21 protein-coding genes are annotated in these 23,853 nt (G+C 59.8%); 15 read left to right on the top strand and 6 right to left on the bottom strand.

The window, feature by feature from the left end; translation table 11 throughout:
- The first annotated feature begins 2 nt into the window (after positions 1-2).
- From ACL2XN_RS00720 to hutH, 4 genes are all read left to right on the top strand, one after another.
- Entirely contained in the window at positions 3-1,025 is a 1,023-nt protein-coding gene (locus ACL2XN_RS00720; RefSeq protein WP_410014490.1) for an ABC transporter ATP-binding protein, read from the top strand.
- Positions 1,022-1,954, top strand: coding sequence for an ABC transporter ATP-binding protein (locus ACL2XN_RS00715; RefSeq protein ID WP_413728079.1), 933 nt, complete (start codon positions 1,022-1,024; stop codon positions 1,952-1,954). The genes ACL2XN_RS00720 and ACL2XN_RS00715 overlap by 4 nt, the downstream gene beginning before the upstream one ends.
- Positions 1,955-2,086: 132 nt before the next feature.
- Complete coding sequence (locus ACL2XN_RS00710; RefSeq protein WP_413728078.1) at positions 2,087-3,040, top strand: hypothetical protein; 954 nt, start codon at positions 2,087-2,089, stop codon at positions 3,038-3,040.
- A gap of 101 nt (positions 3,041-3,141) precedes the next feature.
- Positions 3,142-4,674, top strand: a complete 1,533-nt coding sequence (gene hutH, locus ACL2XN_RS00705) for a histidine ammonia-lyase (protein WP_413728077.1) — start codon at positions 3,142-3,144, stop codon at positions 4,672-4,674.
- 92 nt (positions 4,675-4,766) lie between these two features.
- Here hutH and ACL2XN_RS00700 read toward each other — a convergent pair whose 3' ends face one another.
- The 5 genes from ACL2XN_RS00700 to ACL2XN_RS00680 are packed head-to-tail and all read right to left on the bottom strand — an operon-like array spanning position 4,767 to position 10,018.
- Positions 4,767-5,597 (bottom strand): ABC transporter ATP-binding protein, encoded by an 831-nt coding sequence (locus tag ACL2XN_RS00700; protein WP_413728076.1) that lies wholly within the window; start codon positions 5,595-5,597, stop codon positions 4,767-4,769.
- A 6-nt stretch (positions 5,598-5,603) separates the two neighbouring features.
- Positions 5,604-6,635 (bottom strand): ABC transporter ATP-binding protein, encoded by a 1,032-nt coding sequence (locus ACL2XN_RS00695; protein WP_413728075.1) that lies wholly within the window; start codon positions 6,633-6,635, stop codon positions 5,604-5,606.
- Complete coding sequence (locus ACL2XN_RS00690) at positions 6,632-7,519, bottom strand: ABC transporter permease (protein ID WP_413728074.1); 888 nt, start codon at positions 7,517-7,519, stop codon at positions 6,632-6,634. The genes ACL2XN_RS00695 and ACL2XN_RS00690 overlap by 4 nt, the downstream gene beginning before the upstream one ends.
- On the bottom strand, positions 7,519-8,475 hold the full coding sequence (locus ACL2XN_RS00685) for an ABC transporter permease (RefSeq protein WP_410014483.1): 957 nt from the start codon (positions 8,473-8,475) through the stop codon (positions 7,519-7,521). The genes ACL2XN_RS00690 and ACL2XN_RS00685 overlap by 1 nt, the downstream gene beginning before the upstream one ends.
- A gap of 22 nt (positions 8,476-8,497) precedes the next feature.
- Entirely contained in the window at positions 8,498-10,018 is a 1,521-nt protein-coding gene (locus ACL2XN_RS00680) for an ABC transporter substrate-binding protein (protein ID WP_413723182.1), read from the bottom strand.
- Positions 10,019-10,171: 153 nt separating this feature from the next.
- Here ACL2XN_RS00680 and ACL2XN_RS00675 point away from each other — a divergent pair, with 153 nt between their 5' ends.
- Together ACL2XN_RS00675 and ACL2XN_RS00670 are read left to right on the top strand one after the other, a co-directional pair.
- Positions 10,172-10,891 carry a GntR family transcriptional regulator gene (locus ACL2XN_RS00675; protein ID WP_413723183.1) on the top strand — a complete coding sequence of 240 codons (720 nt, stop codon included), beginning with the start codon at positions 10,172-10,174 and terminating at the stop codon, positions 10,889-10,891.
- Complete coding sequence (locus ACL2XN_RS00670; RefSeq protein WP_413729864.1) at positions 10,884-11,978, top strand: enolase C-terminal domain-like protein; 1,095 nt, start codon at positions 10,884-10,886, stop codon at positions 11,976-11,978. Before ACL2XN_RS00675 ends, ACL2XN_RS00670 begins: the two co-directional genes overlap by 8 nt.
- A 40-nt stretch (positions 11,979-12,018) precedes the next feature.
- Here the strand turns inward: ACL2XN_RS00670 and rhaT are convergent, their stop codons facing one another.
- Positions 12,019-13,053 (bottom strand): L-rhamnose/proton symporter RhaT, encoded by a 1,035-nt coding sequence (gene rhaT, locus ACL2XN_RS00665; protein WP_413729862.1) that lies wholly within the window; start codon positions 13,051-13,053, stop codon positions 12,019-12,021.
- A gap of 638 nt (positions 13,054-13,691) precedes the next feature.
- Between rhaT and fucO the strand changes: the two genes are divergently transcribed.
- From fucO to ACL2XN_RS00620, 9 genes are all read left to right on the top strand, one after another.
- On the top strand, positions 13,692-14,843 hold the full coding sequence (gene fucO, locus ACL2XN_RS00660; RefSeq protein ID WP_413723185.1) for a lactaldehyde reductase: 1,152 nt from the start codon (positions 13,692-13,694) through the stop codon (positions 14,841-14,843).
- Positions 14,844-15,110: 267 nt separating this feature from the next.
- The gene (locus tag ACL2XN_RS00655) at positions 15,111-16,091 is read left to right on the top strand and encodes a sugar phosphate isomerase/epimerase family protein (protein ID WP_410014478.1); all 981 of its coding nucleotides are present in this window, start codon (positions 15,111-15,113) and stop codon (positions 16,089-16,091) included.
- A gap of 23 nt (positions 16,092-16,114) precedes the next feature.
- Complete coding sequence (locus ACL2XN_RS00650; protein WP_413729860.1) at positions 16,115-17,158, top strand: substrate-binding domain-containing protein; 1,044 nt, start codon at positions 16,115-16,117, stop codon at positions 17,156-17,158.
- A 30-nt stretch (positions 17,159-17,188) separates the two neighbouring features.
- Positions 17,189-18,685, top strand: a complete 1,497-nt coding sequence (locus ACL2XN_RS00645; RefSeq protein ID WP_413729859.1) for a sugar ABC transporter ATP-binding protein — start codon at positions 17,189-17,191, stop codon at positions 18,683-18,685.
- Between the two features lie 44 nt (positions 18,686-18,729).
- Entirely contained in the window at positions 18,730-19,701 is a 972-nt protein-coding gene (locus tag ACL2XN_RS00640) for an ABC transporter permease (RefSeq protein ID WP_410014475.1), read from the top strand.
- Between the two features lie 2 nt (positions 19,702-19,703).
- Positions 19,704-20,561: a MurR/RpiR family transcriptional regulator gene (locus tag ACL2XN_RS00635; protein WP_410014474.1), complete on the top strand. Its 858-nt coding sequence runs from the start codon at positions 19,704-19,706 to the stop codon at positions 20,559-20,561.
- Positions 20,561-21,454: a PfkB family carbohydrate kinase gene (locus tag ACL2XN_RS00630; RefSeq protein WP_413729858.1), complete on the top strand. Its 894-nt coding sequence runs from the start codon at positions 20,561-20,563 to the stop codon at positions 21,452-21,454. The genes ACL2XN_RS00635 and ACL2XN_RS00630 overlap by 1 nt, the downstream gene beginning before the upstream one ends.
- A gap of 172 nt (positions 21,455-21,626) precedes the next feature.
- Positions 21,627-22,649, top strand: coding sequence for a LacI family DNA-binding transcriptional regulator (locus ACL2XN_RS00625; RefSeq protein ID WP_413729857.1), 1,023 nt, complete (start codon positions 21,627-21,629; stop codon positions 22,647-22,649).
- A gap of 47 nt (positions 22,650-22,696) precedes the next feature.
- Positions 22,697-23,815: a mandelate racemase/muconate lactonizing enzyme family protein gene (locus ACL2XN_RS00620; RefSeq protein ID WP_413729856.1), complete on the top strand. Its 1,119-nt coding sequence runs from the start codon at positions 22,697-22,699 to the stop codon at positions 23,813-23,815.
- Positions 23,816-23,853 lie beyond the last annotated feature (38 nt).

The following is a 23,853-nucleotide window of genomic DNA, read 5'->3' as shown; positions in this document are numbered from 1 at the left end:
CCATGCAGCCTTTGCTCGACGTGCGTAATTTAACCGTGGCTGTTCCGGCCGGACGCGGCGCGCCGCCGGTCAGGATTATCGACGATATCAGCTATAGCCTGGAGGATAACCAGACGCTGGGCATCGTCGGCGAAAGCGGCAGCGGCAAGAGCATGCAGGCGCTGGCGATGCTGGGATTATTGCCGCCGCGCAGCCGCGCCCTGGTCCACGGCGAGGTCATGTTCCAGGGGCACAACCTGCTGAGCCTGTCGGATAAAGCGCTGCGCGCCATCCGCGGCGCGCAGATCGGCATGATTTTCCAGGAGCCGATGACCTCGCTTAATCCGGTGCTGACCATTGGCCGGCAACTGGCGGAACCCCTGGTGCATCACCTGGGGATGAGCCATGCCAAGGCGCGCCGGCGCGCCGTCGACCTGCTCGGCCTGGTGGGCATCGCCGACCCCGCGCGGCGCGTCAGGCAGTATCCCTTTCAGTTTTCCGGCGGCATGCGCCAGCGGGTCATGATCGCCATGGCGATTGCCTGCAAACCCAAACTGCTGATTGGCGATGAGCCGACCACCGCCCTGGACGTGACTATCCAGGCGCAGATTATTGCGCTTATCCGCGATCTGCGCGACGAAATGAAGATGTCCATCATTTGGATTACCCATGACATGGGCGTGGTGGCCGCGATGGCGGACAGCATGCAGGTGCTGTATGCCGGCAAGATCATGGAGACGGGACCGGTGGAACGGGTGTTCAGCCAACCCCACAGCGCCTATACCTGGTCGCTGTTGCAATCGATCCCCGGCCGGGGACAGCGACCCCGGCAACCGCTGTTCCAGATTGCCGGCCAGCCGGTGGATCCGGCGCGGCGACCGCCCGGCGACCCTTTTGCGCCGCGCAATCCGTTCGCCACCGCGCGGTGTTTTCTTGACGCGCCGCCGCTGCGTCCCGTCTCGCCCGATGAACCGCGCCATCGGGTGGCGGCCTGGTACGATTTGCCCCGCTGCCTGGCGGATCTTGATAAGGATAACGCGACATGAACGGCATGCCCCCGAGCGCCCCGCCGCTGCTGCAGGTGGAAGGATTATGCAAAGACTATCCCGCCGGCGCGTCTTTACTGGGCGCGCGCGCCGTGCTCAGGGCGGTTGACGGCGTCAGCTTTACCCTGGCGCGGGGGGAAACCCTCGGGCTGGTGGGCGAGTCCGGCTCGGGCAAAAGCACGGTGGCGCGCTGCGTGATGCAGCTGGAACGGCCGACCGGCGGCCAGGTATTGCTTAACGGCCGCGACCTGGTCGGTATGAGCCAGTCCGCGCTGCGGCCATTGCGCAAGGTGATGCAGATTATTTTCCAGGATCCCTATTCTTCCCTCAATCCACGGATGACGGTCGGCCGTTTTGTCGCGGATCCCATAGTGATCCATGAGGGCAAAATACCCCGTGAGGCGCTTATGCAGCGCGTGCGGGCCCTGTTTGCCAAAGTCGGCCTGGACGCCCGTCATCTCGGCCGCTATCCCCATGAATTTTCCGGCGGCCAGCGCCAGCGCGTCTGCATTGCACGGGCGCTGGCCATGTCGCCGCAGTTGATCGTGGCCGATGAGCCGATAACCGCCCTGGACGTCTCCATCCAGGCCCAAATCATAAACCTGCTGCAACAGCTGCAGGATGAACAGGGGCTGGCGTATCTGTTTATTTCGCACGACCTGGGCATGGTGCGCCATATCTGCCATCGGGTGGCCGTCATGCTGCGCGGTCTGATCGTGGAAACCGGCCCCGCCGAGGCCATTTTTCACGATGCCCGCCACCCTTATACCCAGGCGCTGCTGAGCGCCACCCTGGAAGCCGACCCCGCGCGGGAACGGAGTAAAGCGCGTCTGTTTTTCGACGCCGGCCAGCTTGACGGCAGGGCTCCCGGTTTTATGAAAGAGGTGACCCCGGGCCACTTTGTCAGGGAGTATGGCCACGCCCGCTGAAGAAAAGCCTCGTGCTTATTATTAATTGTATATACATAAATATTAATTGTATATACAATAAACCTGTCCGCGCCGCCGCGCCATAAGGGCCGCCAGCGCACGTTTTAGCGAAAACCATGACAGGAGAACGTAATGAGCTATACCAGCCTGGGGGATGTGATCGATCACGTTCGCAGCCAAACCGCGGCCATGGCCCGCGAGGAGCCCGCGGAGATTTACGCCTTTCGCACCGGAACCCTGGAGAACCAGGCGGGCAGCTACGGCCAGTATTTCGGTACCTGGGATATCGCGGCCGGTATGATGCGCGATTATTCCATGTATACCTATTATCCCTTGCTGCAAATCATTGAAAACCCGGATATCACGCTGCCGCAGTTCTGCTTTATCCTCGACAGTTTCGATCACCCGTACAGCAACTACCTGCGCTACAGCGGATTCCCGCAGCTGGGCAAACTGGCGCTGTCCCTGCGCGAATGGCTGCCGCGGGCGACATCGCGCCAGCAGGCGATAGAGGCGATCCGGGCGTTTTGCATCTATACCGATACGTTTGCCGCCTGGTCGTTCCATTATTTCCCGTGGGGACTGGGCAAGCAGTTTACCTACGCCAACCCCGAGGTGGCCGCGCCCGCCATTGCCGATGCATCCCGGCGAGTGCATATCAAGCCGGGCCGCAAGATCCGCCTGACCTGGCAACCGCTGGATATTACCGTGGATGCCTATCTGGCGGTCCATGAAAATCCGGAGTTATGCCAGGACCTGATGGCGGCCCTGCCTTTTACCGTCCTGCAAGATCACGCCGTGGTCACCGGCGAATCCATGTACGCCTGGTGCCCGCTGGTATCCACCGCGCCGATACAGGTGCGCGAGCGGATCTGCGACGCGCCCAAGGGGCGGCTGCGTTTTTCCCAATCCACCGGCCAGAAATTTATCGTGCAGTACGGACCGACCACCGAGGACCTGGCCCAACCGGTATTGGGAGAGGTCATTCCCGAGCATGCCGATCGCCTGGATAAGGTCGGCGCCGAGGTATGGAAAAGCACCTTTGACACCAAAACCCCCATCTGGCTGACCGTCGAGCTGGTCTGAGCAAGGGGCAACAGGGCGGCTTGCGCCGGCGTTTGCCGGCTGACCAGGCCGCCGCGCTTTGGCCGCGGCGCGGTTGATGTTTTTATTGGCAGGAAAAAACCATGACGATTATGTTAAAACCCGGCGCCGTCACGCTGGCTGAACTTGAGTGTATTTACCGGACCGACGAGCCCGTACGGCTGGATCCCGCGATGGAGCCGGCCATTCGCAAGAGCGCGGCGCGCGTAGCGGAAATCGTGCAGGGCGAAGCGGCGGTCTACGGCATCAATACCGGCTTTGGCAAATTGGCCTCGGTGCGTATCCACGCTGACGATGTGGTAAAACTGCAGCGCAACCTGATTTTGTCGCACTGCTGCGGCGTGGGCGACGCGCTGGCCAAACCGGTGGTGCGTCTGATCATGGCGCTGAAACTGATTTCGCTGGGCCGGGGCGCCTCGGGCGTGCGTTATGAGGTTATCGGCCTGATTGAAGCCCTGCTGGCCCACGATATCATGCCCGTGATCCCAAGCCAGGGATCGGTTGGCGCGTCCGGGGATCTGGCGCCGCTGGCGCATATGGTGGCCGCCATGATGGGCGAAGGCGACGCGGAGCTGCGCGGTCAGCGCATGCCGGCGGCGCAGGCGCTGGAGCAGGCGGGCCTGCGGCCTATCATCCTGGCGGCCAAAGAAGGACTGGCCTTGATCAACGGCACCCAAGCGTCCACCGCGCTGGCGTTGAAAGGGCTGTTCGGGGCGCACCGGGCGCTACAGTCGGCGCTGATTTCCGGCGCGCTGGTCACCGATGCGGTCATGGGCTCCACCGCGCCGTTCCATGACGAGATTCACCAGCTGCGCGGCCATCCCGGTCAGATTGATACGGCGCGGGCCCTCAATTGGCTGCTGCGCGGGTCGGAAATCCGCTTAAGCCATCTGGCAAACGACGAGCGGGTGCAGGATCCTTATTGTATCCGCTGCCAGCCGCAGGTGGCCGGCGCGGCCCTGGACCTGATCCGCCAGGTCGCCGTCACGCTCGCGCGCGAAGCGAACGCCGTTACCGACAACCCGCTGCTGTTATCCGATAACAGCGTGGTGTCCGGCGGTAATTTCCACGCGGAGCCGGTGGCTTTCGCCGCCGATATCCTGGCGCTGGCCATTTCCGAGATAGGCGCTATCGCCCAGCGGCGCATCGCCCTGCTGGTCGACCCGGCCATGAGCTTTGGGTTGCCCGCCTTTCTGGTGGCCGCGCCCGGACTGAACTCCGGCATGATGATAGCCGAGGTCACCTCCGCCGCCCTGATGAGCGAAAACAAGCAGATGACGCATCCGGCATCGGTAGACTCCACCCCGACGTCAGCCAATCAGGAAGATCATGTTTCCATGGCCTGCCACGGCGCCATGCGGCTGGGCAGGATGCTGGATAATCTGTACGCCATCCTCGGCATTGAGGTGATGGCCGCCGTACAGGGCCTTGAATTCAGGCTGCCGCTGCGGACCAGCGCGCCATTGGCGATGGCGGCGCGCCGCGTCAGGGAGCAGATTGCGCCGTTGACGGTGGATCGGTATATGGCCGGCGATATCGCCGCCGCGGCGCAGCTGGTGGCCTCCGGCGCGTTGATTGACAGCGTGGGGGACCAGGGGATACTGCCGCCGCTGTGATCCTGCGGCCGTACCGTCATCCCGGCGCTGGGGAAGCCCCGCGCCGGGCGCAGGTTTCACTGCAACCCGCCGGTGTTGCGGCGCTACCCGCATCACTGCGGTTCGGCCGGCGGCACCGCCGCCAGCAGCGCCCGGGTATAGGGATGGGCCGGGGCGGAGAAAATCTGCTCCCGCCCGCCGGTTTCGACTATGCGCCCCTGGTACATCACGGCGATACGCGGCGCCATATAGCGCACCACGCGCAAATCATGGGAGATAAACAGGTAGGCCAGCCCATGCTCCCGCTGCAACTGCTTCAGTAAATTAAGGATCTGCGCCTGTATCGACACGTCCAGGGCCGAGACCGGCTCGTCCAGAATCAGCAGCCGCGGTCTCAGCGCCAGCGCGCGGGCGATGCCGATGCGCTGGCGCTGGCCGCCGGAAAACTCCGCCGGATAACGCTGCGCCAGCGCCGGATCCAGCCCCACCTGGCGCATCAGCGCATAAATCCGTTTTTGCCGCTCGGCGGCGTTGCCGATGCGATGCACGGTAAGCGGCTCGCCGATAATATCAAAAGCGGTCATGCGCCGGTTGAGGGATGCGTAAGGGTCCTGGAAGACGATTTGAAATTCCCGGCACAGCCTGGCGTTGCGCCGCCTGGGCAGGGCGGTAATATCCTCGCCGTCGAACCAGACGCGCCCGGCGGTCGGACGCGTCAGCCCCACCAGCACCGCGCTCAGGGTGGATTTGCCGCAGCCAGACTCGCCCACCAGGCCCAGGGTTTCACCGGCGTTCAGCGTCAAATCCACCCCACTCACCGCCATGACGGCGGCGGCGCGGCGCAAACCGCCGCCTGACGGCGGGTAATGTTTTTCGATGCCCTCCACCCGCAGCAGCGGCGGTGGCGCGGTGGGGCTTGCGAGCGGTATACCTGCGCTTGACATAGGCGATTAGTTCCTCTCCATGAGGACCGGCGCGGCCAGTTCATGGGCAAAATGACAGGCGCTGGCATGCGCGGGATCGGCCCCGTCCGCGCGCAGCGGCGGTATCTGGCCGGCGCAGATCGGGCGCTGCCGGCACAGCTGGCAGCGCGGGCGGAAGGCGCAGCCCGCGGGCAGGCGGGATATCAGCGGCGGCTCGCCCTTGATGGCCGCAAGTATCCGGTCCACGTCGTCGTCCAGGCGCGGAATGCTCTCCAGCAGCGCCCGGGTATAGGGATGGCGCGGCGCGCGGAATATCCGCCCCACCCGCCCTTGTTCGACGATACGGCCGGCATACATCACCAGCACCCGATCGGCGTACTGCGCCACCAGGCCCATATCGTGGGTGATAAGCAACAGCGCCGCGCCGGTCAGCCGGCAGGCGGCGCGCATGCTCGCCATGACCTGGGCCTGCACGGTAACATCCAGGGCGGTGGTCGGCTCGTCGGCGATAATCAGCCGCGGATGGTTTACCAGCGCGATGGCGATCAGGATGCGCTGGCACAGCCCGCCCGACATTTCGTGGGGATAACGTTTCATTTTGTCGGCGGCGTCGCGGATACCCACCAGCGCCAGCACCTCTTCCGCCCGGGCGGCGCGCTGCCGGCGGGTAAGCGAGGGCTGGTGGCGGCGGATGCTTTCGGTAATCTGCCGCCCGATGGTCAGCACCGGGTTAAGCGAGGACATCGGATCCTGGAATATCATGGCGATCTCATCGCCGTACGGCCCGGCGCCCCGCCCCGCCTCCGGCGCCGGTAAATCCCGGCCGTCAAAGCGCATCCTGCCGGCGGCCACCTCGATGCCCGCCGGCAACAGCGACATCAGCGCCAGCGCCGTCAGCGTCTTGCCCGAGCCGGATTCACCGACGATGCACAGGGTTTCGCCGCGTTCGACGCTAAAGGAGATATTATCGATCGCCCGGCAACGTTCCCGGCCGGTGGCGAGATCAACGCTTAGCCCCGTCACCTCCAGCAGCGGCGCCGGGAGTTCATGGCTTGTCATAAGGACCTTCCCAGCGGGTCGAGCGCCTTATGCAGCGCGTCGCCCAGTTGATTCAGCGCCAGTACCAGCACCAGTAACAGCAGGCCGGGTACCACGGCATACAGCGGCGCCGTCGCCAGGTAATCGCGGCTGCTGCTGAGCATCGTTCCCCACGAGGCGGCCGGGGGCTTGATGCCCAGGCCGATAAAAGATAAGGACGCCTCCAGCAAAATGGCGTGGCCTGCCGCCGACGCCAGCTGCGTTATCACCACGCCGATGCTGTTGGGCAGCACATGACGCAGCATGATGCGCCACGGGCCGCTGCCCTGCACCACCGCCGCCTTCACATAGTCAAGCTCGCGCTCGCGCAGCACCGACGCGCGCATCAGGCGCGCAAAAATAGGGATGTTCACCAGCGCCACCGCGATACAGATTTGCGCCAGCCCGGCGCCCAGGATGGCCACCGTCATGACCGCCAGCAAAATGCCGGGATAGGCCAGCAGGATATCGCAGCCCCGCATCAGCAGCGCGTCCAGCCAGCGCGGCCCCATGCCGGCAACCAGTCCCGCCACGATGCCCAGTCCCGCGCCCGCGCTCACGCTGATAAACCCCACCAGCAGGGAGATGCGCGATCCGAACAGCGCCCGGCTGAGCAGATCCCGCGACAGCTCGTCGGTGCCCAGCCAATGGCCGCCGGTACCGGCCGGCACCAGCCGCAGCCCGGCAAACTGGACATCCGGATCGCAAGGCGCCAGCCAGGGGGCCAGCAATGCCGCAAGCGTAATCATCGCCACGCCGCACAGGCCGAACAGGCCGGAGGGCGTGGCGAGCAGCGCCCTTAGCAACCGCAGCCGGCCGGGTCCGGCCGCCGCCGCGCCGCTCGTTTCCACAGCGTCTGCGCTCATCACGCCGCCCCCTTGACCAGGCGGATGCGCGGGTCAACGGCGCCATACAATACATCGACCGCCAGGTTCAGCAGCAGGAAAAACAGCACCAGCACGATCAGGATCCCTTGCACCATGCCGTAATCGCGATTGATAATGGACTGTACCAGCAGGCGCCCGATGCCCGGCCAGGCGAACACCGACTCGATAACCACCGCCCCGCCCAGCATGCGGCCCAGCAGAATGCCGGTCATGGTGACAATCGGCAGCAGTGAATTACGCAGCACATGCCAATAAATGATATGCCCGCGGCTCAGTCCCTTGGCCCGCGCGGTACGGATGTATCCCTCTCCCAGCGTGTCAACCACCGCGCCGCGGGTCGAGCGCACCAGCACCGCCGCGCCGTGCAGCCCAAGCGTCAGGGTAGGCAGCACCAGCGCCTGGGCGAAACCGGCGAACGATTCATCAAGGCTGACAAATCCCCCCGGCGGCAGCCAGCCCAGGGTGACGGCGAACAGCAGGATGGCGAGCATGCCGAACCAGAAATTAGGCGTGGCCACCGCCACGGAGGAAAAGACCGACGCCAGCCAGTCGACGGCTTTGCCCTGCCACAGGCCGGCGGCCAGGCCCAACGGCACCCCCACCGCCAGCGCGCTGAACAGGGCCGTGGCGGCCAGCAGCAGGGAATACGGCAGGCGGCTGAAAATCAGCTCGCTGTTATCGCGATGATAGATATAGGAGACGCCGAAATCGCCGCGCGCCATATGCCCCAGCCAGGCGGCATACTGTACCGGCAACGGCCGGTCGAGGCCATATTCCACCCGGATGCGCTGCACATCCTCCCGGCTTGCGTCCGGCCCGGCAATCAGTTCGGCCGGATCGCCCGGCATGGCGCGCACCACCGCGAACACGATAATGCTTGAGACCAGCAGCACCGGGATCCACTGCATCAGCCGGCGTAGCAGATAGGCGGTCATCGTCTGTTTCTCCTGGTCCGGCTCATGGCTGGAAGGAAGCCGCGCTCAGGATCGGCATGCCGTCCAGATTAAAACGCACGCCCGTCAGCCCCTTGGCGGAGGCCCACAGCACCGGCAGCGTCGCCACCGGCAATACCCAGTTTTGCTCCAGCATAAAGCTGTCGATGCGCTGCCAGGCGCGATCGGTTTGTTCATCCGGCGGCCGCGAGGTCACCAGGGCCACATCGTCCTGGTACTGCTGGGATTTGACGCCCGCCAGGTTATCGGTGGCGCGGAAAATCACCGCCGACATCAGGATGGTGGACGGACCGCGGCCGGCGCGGGCGTAGACATGGGCCGCCATTTGGAAATCCCCTTTGCGCAGGCGCGATATATAGGCGGCCTCGGACATTTCGACGATATTCACCTTCAGGCCGATGTCGCGCAGCGCGCTTTGCAGCATCTGCGCCATGGCGCCAATCTGCGGCTCGGACTGGCTGCGCGACATCAGCGATATTTCCGCCCCGGCGGCGCCCGCCTGCTGGATCAGCTGTTTAGCCTGGGCCAGGTCGAAGGTACAGGCGTTTTCATGCCCCGCCGCCTCGCGCTGGCTAAAATGCGGCCAGGGCAGGCATTTCACCCGGGCGTCCGGGCCGGCGATATCATGGGCGATACGCGCGCGATCCAGCGCCAGGCCGATGGCGCGCCGCACTTCGGGCTTATCCAGCGGCGGGGTTCGGGTATTCAGCGTAATATCCAGCACCCGTCCCTCCACGGTGGCGGCGCCGGTGGCGAAACCGGCCGCGGCCAGCTGTTCGGCGGCTTCCCGGTCCAGAGACGGCAAAAAATCCACCGTGCCGGCGCGCAGCTGCATCACCCCGGACTGCTGATCGGGAATCACTTTCAGGGTGATTTTCTTTAGCGCCGGACGCGGCCCCCAGTAGGCCTCGTTACGCACAAACACCGCGTCCTCGCCCGGCAGGTAGCGGCTCAGTTTAAACGGACCGGTGCCGTTGCCGCCGGTTTTGATTTTTTTAGGCGCGCTGCCGTCGATAATAAACGCCAGATCCAGTAAATCGAAGATTGCGTCCGAGGCGCCGGCAAAATGCAGTATCACGGTGCGATCGTCGGGCGTATCGATACTGCCGATCATTTTGGCCAGCGGCAGGATATTGGCGCCGTTAACCGGATCGCGGGCATAGTTCAGGCTGAACGCCACATCCCTGGCGGTAAACGGCCGGCCGTCATGGAACGTCACGCCGTCCGCCAGTTTAAGCGTCAGCGTTTTGCCGTCGTCGGAGCGGGTCCAGGACCGCGCCAGCTCCGGCTGCGGACGGCCGTCGGCATCCAGGCGGATCAGCGTGTTATACAGCAGGTGCGTCAGCACAAAGGTGCCCATGCGCAGTTCCGTCGGATCAAAGGAGGTGATATCGGCGCTTTGTCCAATCACCAGGGTATCGCGCGCCGCCGCCAGGGCCTTGCCGCCCGCCAATGCCAAGCTTAACAGCAGCGCCAGCAGCAGGCCGCCGGCGCGGGCACGGCCGCTGAACATCTTTAACGTCATACTATCCCTCATACTCGCTTCAACGATGGACCAACCAACGGCAATGCGTTATTTGATCAAATTATTGTCTGTTGTTGTCCGAATACTATTGAATAAAGCCGATTTATAACAGAAAATAACTCCACATCTCATATGATTTGATCAAATATCGTTATGCGAAAAATAGATAAGCCCATCCACGACGGCGAACCGGACATTACCGACCGGCTTCGGGACGCCATCATCAACCGGCAGGAGTTCGACGCCGGGGCGCCGCTGCGCATCGACGCGCTGGCCACGCGTTTCGGCGTGTCCCATATGCCGATACGGGCGGCGCTGCAGCGGCTGGAAAGCGAAGGGCTGATCGTCGCCCAGCCCAATAAGGGCGCGCGGGTGGCGGCGGTGGATGAGACCTTCGTGGCCGAATTGCTGGATGTGCGCATGTTGATTGAAAGCTACCTGGCGCGCCGCGCCGCCGGGCGCATGACGCCGCAGTGGCTGGAACAATTGGAAACGCTGCGGGCGCGGCACGAAGAGGCGGTTGCCCGCGGCGACGCCGCCGAGGCGCTTACCGCCAACCGCGATTTTCACGCCGCCATTCACCACATTGCCGCCAACCGCGACGCCAGCCTGATTCTCGAGCGGCATTGGCGGCTGATCCGCGCCCTGTGGAAACGCTACGGTTATCAAGCCGACCGTTTTGCCGGCGTGGTGGCCGATCACCGGCTCTTGCTGGCGGCCTTCGCCGCCGGCGACGGTGAAGCGGCGGCGGCCGTAACCGCCGCCCATACCGCGCGCGCAAAGCTGGTGCTGCTCAACCGGATGCGTGAGCATGCCCCGCATGCGGACGGGTCGCAAACCTTTGACGCCGCCACGAAGGAACCCCATGAATAATTCGCGCATCGCCGCGCTGGAACTGGTGCATTGTCCGGTCACGACCAAAACCACCTGGTCATTTATCCGCCTGGCGCGGGCGGACGGCGCATGCGGCTGGGGCGAGGCCAGCTGGGTGCGCGAGCCGGGGGCGCTCGACGCCTGCCATGACGCCGCCCGGCGATATCTGCTGGGACAGCCCTGGGAGGCGCTTGCCGCCTATATTGCCCGGGAAACCCGCGGCGTACCCCAGGCGGCGATGGCCAGCGCCCTGGAACAGGCGATGTGGGATATCCGGGGCAAAGATAGGGGCGACTACGCGGCATCGCTGGCGGGCGGCGGCTACCGCACCCGCATCCCGTTGTATGCCAATATCAATCGCAGCATCGTCCAGCGCGACGGGGCGGGTTTCGCCCGGGCGGCGCAACGTGCGCGCGCGGCGGGATTTAACCGTATCAAGATAGCGCCTTTCGACGGCCTGACCCCCGATATCCGCCTGACGCCGCTGGGCCGGCGGCGGCTGGAGGATGGGCTGGCGCGCGTGGCGGCCACCCGCGCGGCCATCGGACCCGCCGCCGAGCTGTATGTGGATTGCCACTGGCGCTTCGACCCGCCGGGCGCGTCGGCGGTATTACCGGAACTGGCGGCGCTTGGCGTCAGCTGGTTCGAGTGCCCGCTGGCGGAAACGCCGGAAAATATCCCCGCCCTGAAACAGCTGCGCGGCGCGGCCAATACCCTGGGCATGCGCCTGGCCGGCCTGGAGGAGCTGACGCATCCCGCCGCGTTTCTTCCCTGGCTCGCCGCCGGCGCTTACGATGTGGTGATGCCGGATGTCAAATATGCGCGCGGCATCACCGGCGTGCTGGAGGTGGCAACGCTTGCGGCCGCCCACGGCGCCGGCTGCGCGCCGCATAACCCCAGCGGACCGATTGCGCATGCCGCCAGCCTGGTGGCCTGCGCCATCAGCGAGGACATTGAGCAGTTGGAGCATCAATTTGATGAAACGCCGGCCTTCTGGCGCCTGGCGGCCCCCGATTTCCCGCGCCCGGCGAACGGGGCCAGCGTGACGCCCACGCTTGCGGGGCTGGGCACGGCGCTCAGGCGGTAAATGGCGGGCCGGGTGCCGTATCACCGGCGGCCCGCCCCGTTCAGGAGGCGATGCCCAGGCCGACGATATTGGCCGCCAGGATAATCACCATCGCGCCAAGGCTCAGCACCCGCACCGGTTTTTTGCCCACGGCCAGCCACTCTTTGAGCAGCAGGCCGACGATGCCGCCGCACAGCACATAAAAGCTCATATGCAGCATCCAGCTGACATAACGGTATTGTTCCGGAATATTGGCGTGTCCCCAGGCATAGAAGAAAAATTGCAGATACCACATGACGCCACCGAGGATGGCGAACAGCGCATTGGCTATCAGCAGGGATTTCCCCACGGATAAATCCGCTTTTATCGACAGTTCGGGCCTGGTGGCCAGCCGGAAAAAACAGTAGGCCAGATTGACGATAGCTCCGCCGCCCATGATGATCACATAGCTGGGCAGCGCCACGTACAGCGGGCTGATGCCGATATTTTTGGCGGCGATATGCATCGGCACCGCGGCATCCATGGCAAAGGACATGCCGGCGGAGAAGATCCCGCACAGCACGGCCAGGATCAGGCCCTTCTTAAGACTGAACTCCTGGGCGCTGACGCCGAGCGCTTTTTCCTTCATTACCCCGGCATAGCTGACGATGCCGACGCCTATCAGAGCGACGAACACGCCCAGCAAGGTGATCTGGCCGCCGGTCGAGCTGGCCATGGCGCCGAACTTCCCTTGCAGGATAGGGGTCATCAGCGTACCGACAATCAGGGTGATACCGATGGCAATGCCGATCCCCATGGACATGCCGAGATAACGCATCGTCAGGCCGTAATTAACATTTCCCACGCCCCACATGGCGCCAAACAGAAATACCGGCAGCAATGTCGACCAGGAAAACGCGCCGAAATAGCCCCAGAAATCGGGGAGCAGGATGGCGCTGACGGTCCAGGGCAACACCACCCAGGAAAAGAACCCGCCCAGCGACCACATGGTCTCCCAGCTCCAGCGCCGGACCTGCTTGAACGGCGCGTAAAAACAGGCGGCGGAAGCGGCGCCGACGAAATGCCATAATATACCGAGGAAAATTGAGCTGCCCATTTACAATTCCTTAGAAAATAATTTGCATAAAGTGATAGGGACACATGCCGGAAAATGAATGCCAATGTAATTTTGTATTCTAAGCATCGGAATAAGCCTTACCTTCATATCTACGCCATTCAGATCGTTACCCTGGCACGCATATAAAGAGGGATGTGATGAGTATCACAAAAACATAATTGATTTATTTGCGGCAGGTTCTCATAAGCTTATTTTTTATCGCTCAAAAAACAATGTATTATTAATAAAAAAATCGGCACGACGTTTCATTTTTTTTATTATTCGCGCTCATTTATCGACAACAATCTTAATTATCGTAAAATAAAGTACATAATTTATGCCATGCTCATTTAAATTAATGTGTTGTTTTTAAATCTAAAAATAATAAAAGCGTTCTTTTTTAAGGCTAAATTTTTCACACCTATAACCGATTTTTACCACTCCCGCGGCATCTTTACATGATTGCCATCTTTTGTCCGGTACTGGCAATGGGCGGAAGGTCCTGGGGCGGCGCTTGCGTTACGATACCGGCAAAGATCAATCCACAGGCGATATTTCGCCTGTTATTACGCCATGCGCATAAAACAAGACGTGTTACTTCTTACTAACAATTCTGAAATCAACCGAAGGTTATCATTATGACTAATCGTATGATCTTAAATCAAACCGCCTATTTTGGCCGGGGCGCTATTTCGCATATTATCGATGAAGCAAAGGCCCACGGTTATAAAAAGGCGCTGATTGTTACCGACCAGGAGTTAATCCGCGTTAAGGTGGCCACCCGGGTATTCGCGTTACTTGATCAGGCGGGTTTTGCCTTCGACGTTTTTGATGAAGTGATGCCAAACCCCACGGTCTCCGTCGTCAAACGCGGCGTAAGCGCCTTTAAAGAGGCCCAGGCGGATTTTCTTATCGCCATCGGCGGCGGTTCGCCGCAGGATACCAGCAAGGCCATCGGCATTATCATCACTAATCCCGGCTTCGCCGATGTGCTTAGCCTGGAAGGCGTGGCCGCCACCACCGCGGCCAGCGTACCGGTGATCGCCATACCCACCACGGCCGGCACCGCGGCCGAAGTGACGATTAACTACGTGATTACCGATGAGGACAAACGGCGTAAATTCGTCTGTGTCGATCCCCACGATATTCCGCTGGTGGCGATTATCGACCCGGACATGATGTCCAGCATGCCCGCGTCCCTGAAAGCCGCCACGGGCGTAGACGCCTTGACGCACGCCATTGAGGGCTACACCACCCGGGCGGCCTGGGAACTCACCGATATGTTTCACCTGAAGGCCATTGAAATCATCGCCCGCTCGCTGCGCGCGTCGGTTCAGGGCGATGCCAGGGGCGTGGACGACATGGCGTTGGGGCAATATATCGCCGGCATGGGATTTTCCAACGTCGGCCTGGGGCTGGTGCACGGCATGGCGCATCCGCTGGGGGCGTATTACAACACTCCGCACGGCGTCGCCAATGCCATTCTTCTGCCGCATATTATGGTATACAACGCGGCGCAAACCGGTGAAAAATTCCGGGCGATCGCCGTGGCGATGGGCGTTGAAAACGCGGCCGCCATGCCGCTTGAGCAGGCGAGGACGGCGGCCATCGACGCGGTGAAGGCGCTTTGCCGCGAGGTGGGCATTCCCGCGCGGCTGCGCGAAGTCGGCCTGAGGGAACAGGACATCCCGGCGCTGGCGCAGGCGGCGCTTGACGACGTCTGTACCGGCGGCAACCCCCGGCAAACCAGCCTGGAGGATATCAAGGCGTTATATCAGGCCATCTTCTAATCCCTCCCCGCCGTCCCGGTAAAGACCTTGCCGGCGCGGCGGGAAGACATCCCCGCCGCCCGGTTTAATGGCAAGCCGAACCCACGATCCCCCCTATGGCCGCCTCACGGTTGCGCCGGTTGATTTTGTGAATTACCTCTGATTTGTGAACAATTCCCTTCCATACCCTTGCCGGGTGATAATTCCGATGTTAGCTTACTTATCAACTTCACTAATTATTGTGAAATAGATAAGTACAACACGAATTATAATTGATGAGGGTTCACCATGACGGGACTGAAGTTTGCGACACGATTAAACTCCTTCGCTTCGGGGGCGCACGCGTACTGGCCGGACTTGCAGGGTAAGCCATCCGTAATGCAAATGATCGAAAGAGCATCTAGAGTCAAGGGATTGACGCATCTGGATTTAAATTATCCACAGCATGTCGGCGCTGATCTGAAAACGCTTGGACAGCATATTGCGGATCACGGATTAACCGTCAACGGCATGGCCATGCGGTATGACAAACCCGCGTTTAGGATTGGCGCCTTCACGAATCCTGACGCGCAAGTGAGGCGCGATGCCATCGAACTCACCAAACGCGGCATTGATGCCGGCCGTGAATTAGGCACGAAATTAATGACCATCTGGCTGGGACAGGACGGTTTTGATTACAGCTTCCAGGCTGACTATAAAAAAATGTGGAGCGATGCGGTAAAGGCGGTGCAGGAAGTTGCCGAATATGCTCCCGATTGCGATATCAGCATTGAATATAAACCCAATGAACCCCGTTCATTCAGCATCTTTCCCAACGTCGCCACCTGCTTGCTGGCGGTAGAAGAGGCCGGCAACAGTAATCTGGGCATTACCCTAGACTTCGCGCATGTGCTGTATGCCGATGAAATACCGGCCTTTGCCGCCAGTATGGTGACGCGTCGTTCCCGCATTCTGGGCCTGCATCTGAATGACGGTTATGGCAAACGCGACGACGGGCTGATGGTGGCCTCGGTGAATCCACGCGCCACGCTGGAATTATTATGGCAGTTGCAACGAGACGGTTTTAGCGGGGCGTATTATTTCGATACTTTTCCGGATGCCAGCGGTCTCGATCCGGTGCGTGAATGCGAAGTCAATATTTCGACGGTACAACGGCTGTTGGCAATGTCAGGCAAGCTGCTCGGACACCCGGGTTTGCAGACCGGCATCGACAGTCAAGATGCAGTGTCAACACAGCAAATCGTGAATGATATCCTGCTTGCAAAATAATTAAATAAAGAAGGAATCAGATTATGAATAAACTCCTCTCTACCCTTATTGCCGCATCCGTATTCGGTTCCGCGGTGCTTCACGCGGCCGATTTACCGCCGCTGCAATCCGACACCGAGCCCGATCGCATAAACTGGACCCAGCTGGAACAAAAATTTGGCCCGCTGCCGGCGGTAAAACCCGGATTGAAAATCGGCGGCGTATCCAAAACCTTAACCAACGAGTACTGGCGAACCCTGGGAAAGGGGTATGAAAATTTCGCCAAACAGCATGGCATTACCTTTGTTTACCAAGCCGCGGCCAACGAGGACGATCAGATGGGGCAGTTATCCATCGCTGAGACGCTGATAGCCCAGGGTTTTAACGGTCTGCTGGTTTCGCCGCAGACCGACGCTAATCTTGAGCCCGCGGTGGAAACCGCCAAGACGCGCGGCGTCGCGGTGATAAACGTTAACGACGCGGTTATGCCCGGCGCCGCCCACTATGTCGGCAATGTGCAAAAGGACAATGGCGTACGTGTTGCCGAATGGTTCATCAAACATCATCCGCAGGGTGGGAAAGTGGCGATAATTGAAGGGCAGCCGGGCGTTTACGCGGCACGCCAGCGCACCCAGGGTTTGCGTGAAACACTCACCGCCAACGGTAAATTCCAGGTGGTCGCCAGCGTCCCGGCAAACTGGAGCCGTGAAACCGCCTACAACGCCTCCGCCACTATTTTACAGCAGCATCCCGACCTGATCGGCTTCTATGCCAACAATGACGGCATGGCGCTGGGCGTGGTGGAGGCGGTTCATGCCGCGGGCATGTCTAAACAGGTAGCGGTATTCGGCACCGACGGCATCTCGGATGCATACAATTCCATTATGCGTGGCGAATTGACCGGCACGGTGGACAGTTTTCCTGAACTCACAGGTGAGGTGGGGATGGAAGTGGCTGTTCGATTGATTGCGGGCCAGCCCCTGCCGCGTGTGGTGTCAACACCCCAGGCGCTGATTACCAAAGACAACGCCAATCAATTCCGCACCGCCACCAAAGAGCAACTCAAAACCCTACTGCAGCAACAATAAGCGCTTAAGCCATGCGCGCATGGAGAGGTTATGGACAATTATCGTTTGGAAATGCGTAACATGACCAAGATATATGGCGCCGTTACGGTACTTGATGAGGTGAATTTCGCCGTAAAAGCCGGCGAGGTTCATGCCCTGATCGGTGAGAACGGCGCGGGTAAATCCACGCTGCTGAATCTATTGTCCGGAGTAAAAGAAGCCAATTCCGGCGATATTATGCTTGAAGGCGCTGCGGTCAAGATTAAAAACCCCCTCGCCGCCCGCAACGCGGGGATCGCCATGATTCATCAGGAATTACAGCATGTTCCCGAACTCTCCGTCGCGCAAAATATGTTTCTCGGACGCCCGCTAACGAAGCACAACGGCCTGTTCGTGGATAAAAAAGCCCAGTATGCCAAAGCCAAGCTTATCCTCCGGCAACTGGATCCCGCCATCGACCCCGATGCGCAGATCAAGACGCTGAAAGTGGCGCAACAGCAAATTGTCGAAATTGGCCGGGCCTTGCTAGAGGAGGCCAGGATCATCGCCATGGACGAACCGACGTCCAGCCTGACGCCGACGGAGTTCGAGCGGCTGGCGCAATTGATCCATGACCTGAAAATGATGGGCGTGTCCATTATCTATGTATCACACAAAATGGATGAAATTTTCAAGGTCTGCGATCGGGCCACTATTTTGCGCGACGGCAAACAGGTCGGCGTGGTTAATCTTGCTGAGGAAACCGAAGAGACCCTGGTCACCCGCATGGTCGGCCGTAAGATTGATAAGATAAAACACAATACCTTCGCCACCGATCGGGAAATATTAAAGGTGGAAAACCTGGGCCGGAACAATGCCGTCAAGCCCGCCAGTTTTTCGGTATATGCGGGCGAGGTGCTGGGCATTGCCGGTCTGGTCGGCTCAGGACGCACGGAACTGCTGCGCCTTATCGCCGGCCTGGACAAAAAAACCAGCGGCCGGATTTTTATCAATGGCCGGGAAATCACATCCCACAACGTCAGGTCTGCTATCCAGGCCGGCATCGGACTGGTGCCGGAAGACCGGAAAAAAGAGGGAATAATCAAGGAAAGGTCCGTAGCGGTCAATATGGCGCTGCCTTCCATGAAGCAGTTTACCCGCCAGGGGCTGGTTAACAGTAAAAAACTTAAAAGCGTGGCCGTTGAGGTGATGTCCAGTTTAAGGCTCAGACCCTTGGATATTCAGCGACACATCGGCACATTAAGCGGCGGCAACCAGCAGAAAGTCATTATCGGCAGATGGGTCGCAGCCAAAAATGAAGTCTTTTTATTCGATGAGCCGACCCGGGGTATTGACGTCGGCGCCAAATCAGAAATCTATAACCTTATTGAAAAACTGGCGCATGACGGTAAAGCCATAATTGTGGTGTCATCGGAAATGCCGGAAATAATGCGAATTTCAGATCGCGTGCTGGTGATAAAGGACGGCAAAGTTGCCGCCCAATTGACCGGCGGCGATATCAGCGAAGAAAAAATTGCTCAATACGCTCTCAGCAGCACTGTAAATTGATTTTTATTCTACTTTTTCACAGATTAATATCATGAGGTTAAACCATGAATGCCCAAGAGAGTACTTTGCGGAGTAAATACTACTCTTCCCTGCTTAAATTTAATTTGCGTGACGCGGGAACATTAATAGGCCTTATCATCATCGTAGGCGTATTTTCGGTGTTGTCGCCCGTATTCCTTACCGTACCCAACCTGCTGAATATCCTCCAGCAGTCTTCCCTCAACGCCGCCATTGCCCTCGGCATGACGCTGGTCATAATCTCCGGCAGCATCGACCTGTCGGTCGGTCCCGTGGCCGCGCTTTCCGCCGTGGTCGCGGCGTCTCTGATGGTGGCCGGCGTGCCTATTTCACTCTCCATCATCGGCGCGCTGGCGGTCGGCGTGTTATGCGGCACCTTCAGCGGCGTGCTGGTGGCCTACGCCGGGCTGCAGCCGTTTATCGTCACGCTGGGCGGTCTGTCGCTGTTTCGCGCCGTGGCATTAATCTATACCGGCGGCAATCCCATCTTTGGTATTCCGCAAGAATTCAGGAGCTTTATCAACGGCTATTTCTTCGGCATCCCCTGCCCGATAGTGATCGTAGCAATTATAGCGATAATATTATGGGTTATTATGAACAAAACGCCGTTGGGCGAATATATTCTCGCCGTGGGCGGCAACCAGGAAGCGGCCAGGGTAGCCGGGGTGCCGGTGGAAAAAACCAAAGTCATTGTCTTTATTATTTCCGGGCTGCTTGCTGCTATTTCTTCCCTGATTTTAATTGGCCGGCTGGGCGCGGCCGAACCCACCCTGGGCAACCTGTGGGAGCTGGATGCCATCGCCGCCGCGGCCATTGGCGGCGCCTCCCTGATGGGCGGCAAGGGCAGTATCATCGGCACCATTATCGGTACCATAATCCTTGGCGCCTTGCGAAATGGCCTGACGTTGATGAACATCCAGGCCTTCTATCAATTGCTTGCCACCGGCCTAATCATTATAATCGCCATGCTGATTGACAGGGCCACCAGAGGTAAGTAGCGATGAAATATGATCCAAGAGCCATTGGCGCGCAAATTCGTATGCGATTACCACAATTAACGCCGCTGGAAATAAAGGTAGTGGAGTCAATTACCTCTAAAGAAAGCCTTTCTGAAAGCACGTCACTCAAGGAAATTGCCACAGAAAATAGCGTTTCAGAAGCCATGATTGTTAAATTAGCCAAAAAACTGGATTTTACCGGTTTCCGGGATTTCAGGACCAGTTTAATACATTATAATCATTCCGACGTGGCTAATCTTCATAAAGAAATATCGCCGGACGACTCATCCGCGCAATTATTGGAAAAGGTTTTCAAAACCTCGATACAAGCGATTGAGGAAACCATGGCCATTATTGATATTGCAGCATTTGAGCGAGCAGCGGAAATAATATACCGCGCGAGAAATATTGATTTATACGGCGTGGGGGGATCGGCGCAGGTAGCTCGGGATATGTCGCACAAACTGTTAAAAATCGGCATACGGGGCATGGTGCATGATGATTCCCACATGATGATGATGTCGGCATCGGTATTGAATGATGATGATGCGGTGATCGCGATAAGCCACTCCGGCACCACCAAAGCGGTGATTGAACCCATAAAGCTCGCCGCTAAAAATGGCGCGAAAGTTATCGCTATCTCAAACTATGTTAACTCGCCCATAGTGAAGTACGCCGATGTGGAACTGCATTCAACGTCGCAGGGCTCACCCTTGTTGGGTGAAAATGCGGCATCGCGAATAGCGCAGCTCAATATACTGGACGCGTTATTCGTCGCCATAGCGAAGAAAAATCTCAAGATTGCACAGGCTAATCTGAATAAAACTCAAATGGCGGTGCGCAGCATGAGGGTAGATTGATGCGTGTAAATAAAATTTTAGTGGTCGGCAGCCTGCATTACGACATGATGGTCGATGCCCCTCACCTTCCCGAAAAAGGCGAAACGGTGATCGGCGACTCCGCCTCATTTAAGTTCGGCGGCAAGGGAGGCAACCAGGCCGTAGCGGCGGCCAAAGCGGGGGCTAACGTTGTGTTCCTCGGTGCCGTGGGCGCGGACGATAAAGGCCGCTTTCTTCTCTCGACGCTGCAAGCGTACGGAATAGATACCACCCCGGTTGAAACCGTCGCCACGCTTGCCTCGGGAATGAGTTTGGCCATCACGGATGCCGACGGTGATTATGGGGCCATTGTGATATCCGGCGCTAATAATGCCATTGATATCGCCAGACTTAGCCATGATGATGTCTGGTCAGGCGTCGGCCTGCTGGTATTGCAAAATGAAGTGCCGGAAAGCGTGAATTTATCCGCCGCGCGGGAAGCCCGCAGGCGCAATATTACCGTCTGTTTAAATGCCGCGCCGGCAAAAACGTTGTCCGCCGATTTCCAGCGGTACATCGACATGTTGGTGGTCAATGCCATCGAGGCGCGCGATATGTCGGGCGTGGCCGTAAACGATGCCGACTCCGCGGGCGCCGCGGTAGTAGCCTTAAAACAACGGTTTTCCGTGGTATTGGTCACCGCGGGTGAACATGGGGTAGCGTTTTCCGCCACCGATGATGCCTACGACTACCTGCCGGCGGAAAAAGTCACACTGGTGAGCACCCATGGCGCTGGCGACTGTTTTTTGGGCAACTTCTGTCATGCATTTAACCGCGGCGCGTCGCTAAGAGACGCTGTGGAGGCGGCAAACCATGCGGCGGCGCTACATGTTTCCCAACCGAAGACTTCCCAGCTGACTACCCTAATTTCTTAACACCGGCCTTCGGGCCGTTCCCAGCCTCTTGCCGGGCGTAGCTGCCACGCCCGCCTCGCCGGTGCCTGCTCATTCCTTTCCCGACTGAAAATCATTTTTGCGCCTTGGATCACAGTATGGTTTCGCAGTGAGAATCTAACATTAGGTAATCGATTACCTAATGCGAATAAACATGCAAAAACCCATAGCTATCCGTGATGTCGCCCAGGCGGCGGGCGTCTCCACCGCCACGGTATCACGTTATATGAACGGCAAGTTTCATGCGATGAGCGCGGACACCCGATTGCGCATTGAAAGCGTGATTGACGCTATGGGCTATAAACCGAACGATGTGGCGCGCACGCTTCGCAGCACCAAAAGCAACACCATCGCGGTGATCGTGTCCGATATCCTCAATCCCTATTCCATCGCCATCCTGCAAGGGATCGAGGAAGCCTGCGCGGCGTTCGGCTATACCATATTCGTCTGCAATTCCAGGGAACTGCCGGTAAAGGAGAAAGAATTTATCGAGATGATGCTGGCGAAACGGGTCGATGGTTTTGTGATAAATACCACCGGCGGCAACGATGGTCTTATCGCCAGCCTGGCCGAGCGGACCCCCGTGGTGCTGGTTGGACGTAAAATCAGCCAGGGGGCGGTGCAGGCCATTACCGTGAATAACGCGCAGGGCATGGCCCTGGCGGTGGACCATTTGCGGGCGCAGGGCTGCCGTTCCCTGGCATTGCTCAGCCCGCCCACCACCGGGATCAGCCCGCGCATGGAACGCGTTGAGGCTTTCCGCACGCACGCCGCCCGCGCCGGGGCCGACGGCATCATCAGCGCTATCCAGATTATCGGCCGTGTCCAGGTCGAGCCGGTCGCCGACGCCCTGCAACATATCATGGCGCGGCGCGACCCGCGGCAACGGCTGGGCATTATCGCCACCAACGGCATGCTGGCGCTGGCGGTGCTCAAGGCCGCCAAGGTCCTGGGATATGCCATTCCCGCCGATTTCCTGTTTATCGGTTTTGACGATACCGAATGGGCCTCGGTCAGTTATCCCAGCCTGACGGTGGTCGCGCAACCGACCTACGAGGTCGGCGCCGCCGCGGCGAAAAGACTGATCGCCCATTTGATTAAAAAAGAACCGCAAAATGGACCGGACGCCATTGAATTACCGGTGAAACTGATCCCTCGAGACTCAACCCTGACTTAATTTTTACCGCCAGGGTAATCGATTACCCTGCTGGACCGGAGGCAGCAATGCACATTCAAGATATCAAGACTTACGTGGTGGTACAAAAACTGGATACGCAGTTCGGCATGTCCCAGTGGTTATGGGATAGCCGGGCCAGCTGCCTGTTGGAAATCATCACCGACGAGGGCGTGATCGGCTGGGGCGAGTGTTTTGGCCCGGCCAGGGCCAACGCCGCGCTGATCAATGAATTATTCGCCCCGCTGCTGATCGGGCAGGATCCGCTGCAGCGCGCGCCGTTGTGGGAAACCCTCTACAACCGCACCCGAGAATTCGGCCGCAAAGGCATCGCGGTTTCCGCGCTGTCCGGTATCGATATCGCCCTATGGGATATCGCCGGCAAAATCATGGGGCAGCCTATCGCGGCATTGCTGGGCGCCGCCGCCGCGGTGCCGGTCACCGCCTATGCGTCGTCTTTTTATTATTCCAGCGACGCGCGCTATACGCTGGAGAAAGACGCCGACGAGGCGCTGAACCAGGGATACCGGGCCTTTAAAATGAAAGTGGGCGGCCTGGGGCTTCGCCAGGATGCGCAACGGGTGGCGCGGGTGCGGCAGTTGATCGGCCCCGATGCCGGCCTGGCGGTGGATGCCAATCGCGCCTATACCGCGCGCGAGGCCATCCAGTTGGGCAGGATGATTGAGGAACAGGACATCTCCTGGTTTGAGGAGCCGGTGCTGCCGGATGATTTCACCGGCTATCGCGAGGTGAGAAGCGCGTTGCATATGCGCATCGCCGGCGGCGAATCGGAATTTACCCGTTTTGGTTTCCGGCCGTTCCTGGAACAACGCTGCGTGGACATCGCCCAGCCGGATGTCGCCGCCTGCGGCGGCCTGGGCGAAGCGTGGCATATCGCCGTGATGGCCACCGCCTTCGGCGTTGATTGTTATCCCCATCTATGGGGTTCCGCCATCTCCTTGGCCGCCACGCTGCATTTAATCTCCGCCATTCCGGTGGCGGTGCCATCGATGGTAAAGGCGGGGCCGCTGCTGGAGCTGGATCGGGCGCCCAACGTCTTTCGCGAACAGCTTTCCGACTTAGTCATCGGGCCGTCGATGCCGGTGCCGGATAAACCGGGACTGGGCATTGAAATCGACCGGGGCCTTATCCGGCGCTACGCGCAATAACACGGCCGGCACGTTCGCCAGGCCACGTCACCCTACGA

Source organism: Sodalis sp. RH22 (assembly GCF_047324165.1).
GTDB lineage: Bacteria > Pseudomonadota > Gammaproteobacteria > Enterobacterales > Enterobacteriaceae > Acerihabitans.
This window is presented reverse-complemented; position numbering and strand designations above follow the sequence as displayed.

What these genes read in the sequence shown, in the direction of transcription:
- ACL2XN_RS00720 (WP_410014490.1), top strand. Translation starts at nt 3, where the DNA reads ATGCAGCCTTTGCTCGACGTGCGTAATTTAACCGTGGCTGTTCCGGCC.
- ACL2XN_RS00715 (WP_413728079.1), top strand. Translation starts at nt 1,022, where the DNA reads ATGAACGGCATGCCCCCGAGCGCCCCGCCGCTGCTGCAGGTGGAAGGA.
- ACL2XN_RS00710 (WP_413728078.1), top strand. Translation starts at nt 2,087, where the DNA reads ATGAGCTATACCAGCCTGGGGGATGTGATCGATCACGTTCGCAGCCAA.
- hutH (WP_413728077.1), top strand. Translation starts at nt 3,142, where the DNA reads ATGACGATTATGTTAAAACCCGGCGCCGTCACGCTGGCTGAACTTGAG.
- ACL2XN_RS00700 (WP_413728076.1), bottom strand. Translation starts at nt 5,597, where the DNA reads ATGTCAAGCGCAGGTATACCGCTCGCAAGCCCCACCGCGCCACCGCCG.
- ACL2XN_RS00695 (WP_413728075.1), bottom strand. Translation starts at nt 6,635, where the DNA reads ATGACAAGCCATGAACTCCCGGCGCCGCTGCTGGAGGTGACGGGGCTA.
- ACL2XN_RS00690 (WP_413728074.1), bottom strand. Translation starts at nt 7,519, where the DNA reads ATGAGCGCAGACGCTGTGGAAACGAGCGGCGCGGCGGCGGCCGGACCC.
- ACL2XN_RS00685 (WP_410014483.1), bottom strand. Translation starts at nt 8,475, where the DNA reads ATGACCGCCTATCTGCTACGCCGGCTGATGCAGTGGATCCCGGTGCTG.
- ACL2XN_RS00680 (WP_413723182.1), bottom strand. Translation starts at nt 10,018, where the DNA reads ATGACGTTAAAGATGTTCAGCGGCCGTGCCCGCGCCGGCGGCCTGCTG.
- ACL2XN_RS00675 (WP_413723183.1), top strand. Translation starts at nt 10,172, where the DNA reads ATGCGAAAAATAGATAAGCCCATCCACGACGGCGAACCGGACATTACC.
- ACL2XN_RS00670 (WP_413729864.1), top strand. Translation starts at nt 10,884, where the DNA reads ATGAATAATTCGCGCATCGCCGCGCTGGAACTGGTGCATTGTCCGGTC.
- rhaT (WP_413729862.1), bottom strand. Translation starts at nt 13,053, where the DNA reads ATGGGCAGCTCAATTTTCCTCGGTATATTATGGCATTTCGTCGGCGCC.
- fucO (WP_413723185.1), top strand. Translation starts at nt 13,692, where the DNA reads ATGACTAATCGTATGATCTTAAATCAAACCGCCTATTTTGGCCGGGGC.
- ACL2XN_RS00655 (WP_410014478.1), top strand. Translation starts at nt 15,111, where the DNA reads ATGACGGGACTGAAGTTTGCGACACGATTAAACTCCTTCGCTTCGGGG.
- ACL2XN_RS00650 (WP_413729860.1), top strand. Translation starts at nt 16,115, where the DNA reads ATGAATAAACTCCTCTCTACCCTTATTGCCGCATCCGTATTCGGTTCC.
- ACL2XN_RS00645 (WP_413729859.1), top strand. Translation starts at nt 17,189, where the DNA reads ATGGACAATTATCGTTTGGAAATGCGTAACATGACCAAGATATATGGC.
- ACL2XN_RS00640 (WP_410014475.1), top strand. Translation starts at nt 18,730, where the DNA reads ATGAATGCCCAAGAGAGTACTTTGCGGAGTAAATACTACTCTTCCCTG.
- ACL2XN_RS00635 (WP_410014474.1), top strand. Translation starts at nt 19,704, where the DNA reads ATGAAATATGATCCAAGAGCCATTGGCGCGCAAATTCGTATGCGATTA.
- ACL2XN_RS00630 (WP_413729858.1), top strand. Translation starts at nt 20,561, where the DNA reads ATGCGTGTAAATAAAATTTTAGTGGTCGGCAGCCTGCATTACGACATG.
- ACL2XN_RS00625 (WP_413729857.1), top strand. Translation starts at nt 21,627, where the DNA reads ATGCAAAAACCCATAGCTATCCGTGATGTCGCCCAGGCGGCGGGCGTC.
- ACL2XN_RS00620 (WP_413729856.1), top strand. Translation starts at nt 22,697, where the DNA reads ATGCACATTCAAGATATCAAGACTTACGTGGTGGTACAAAAACTGGAT.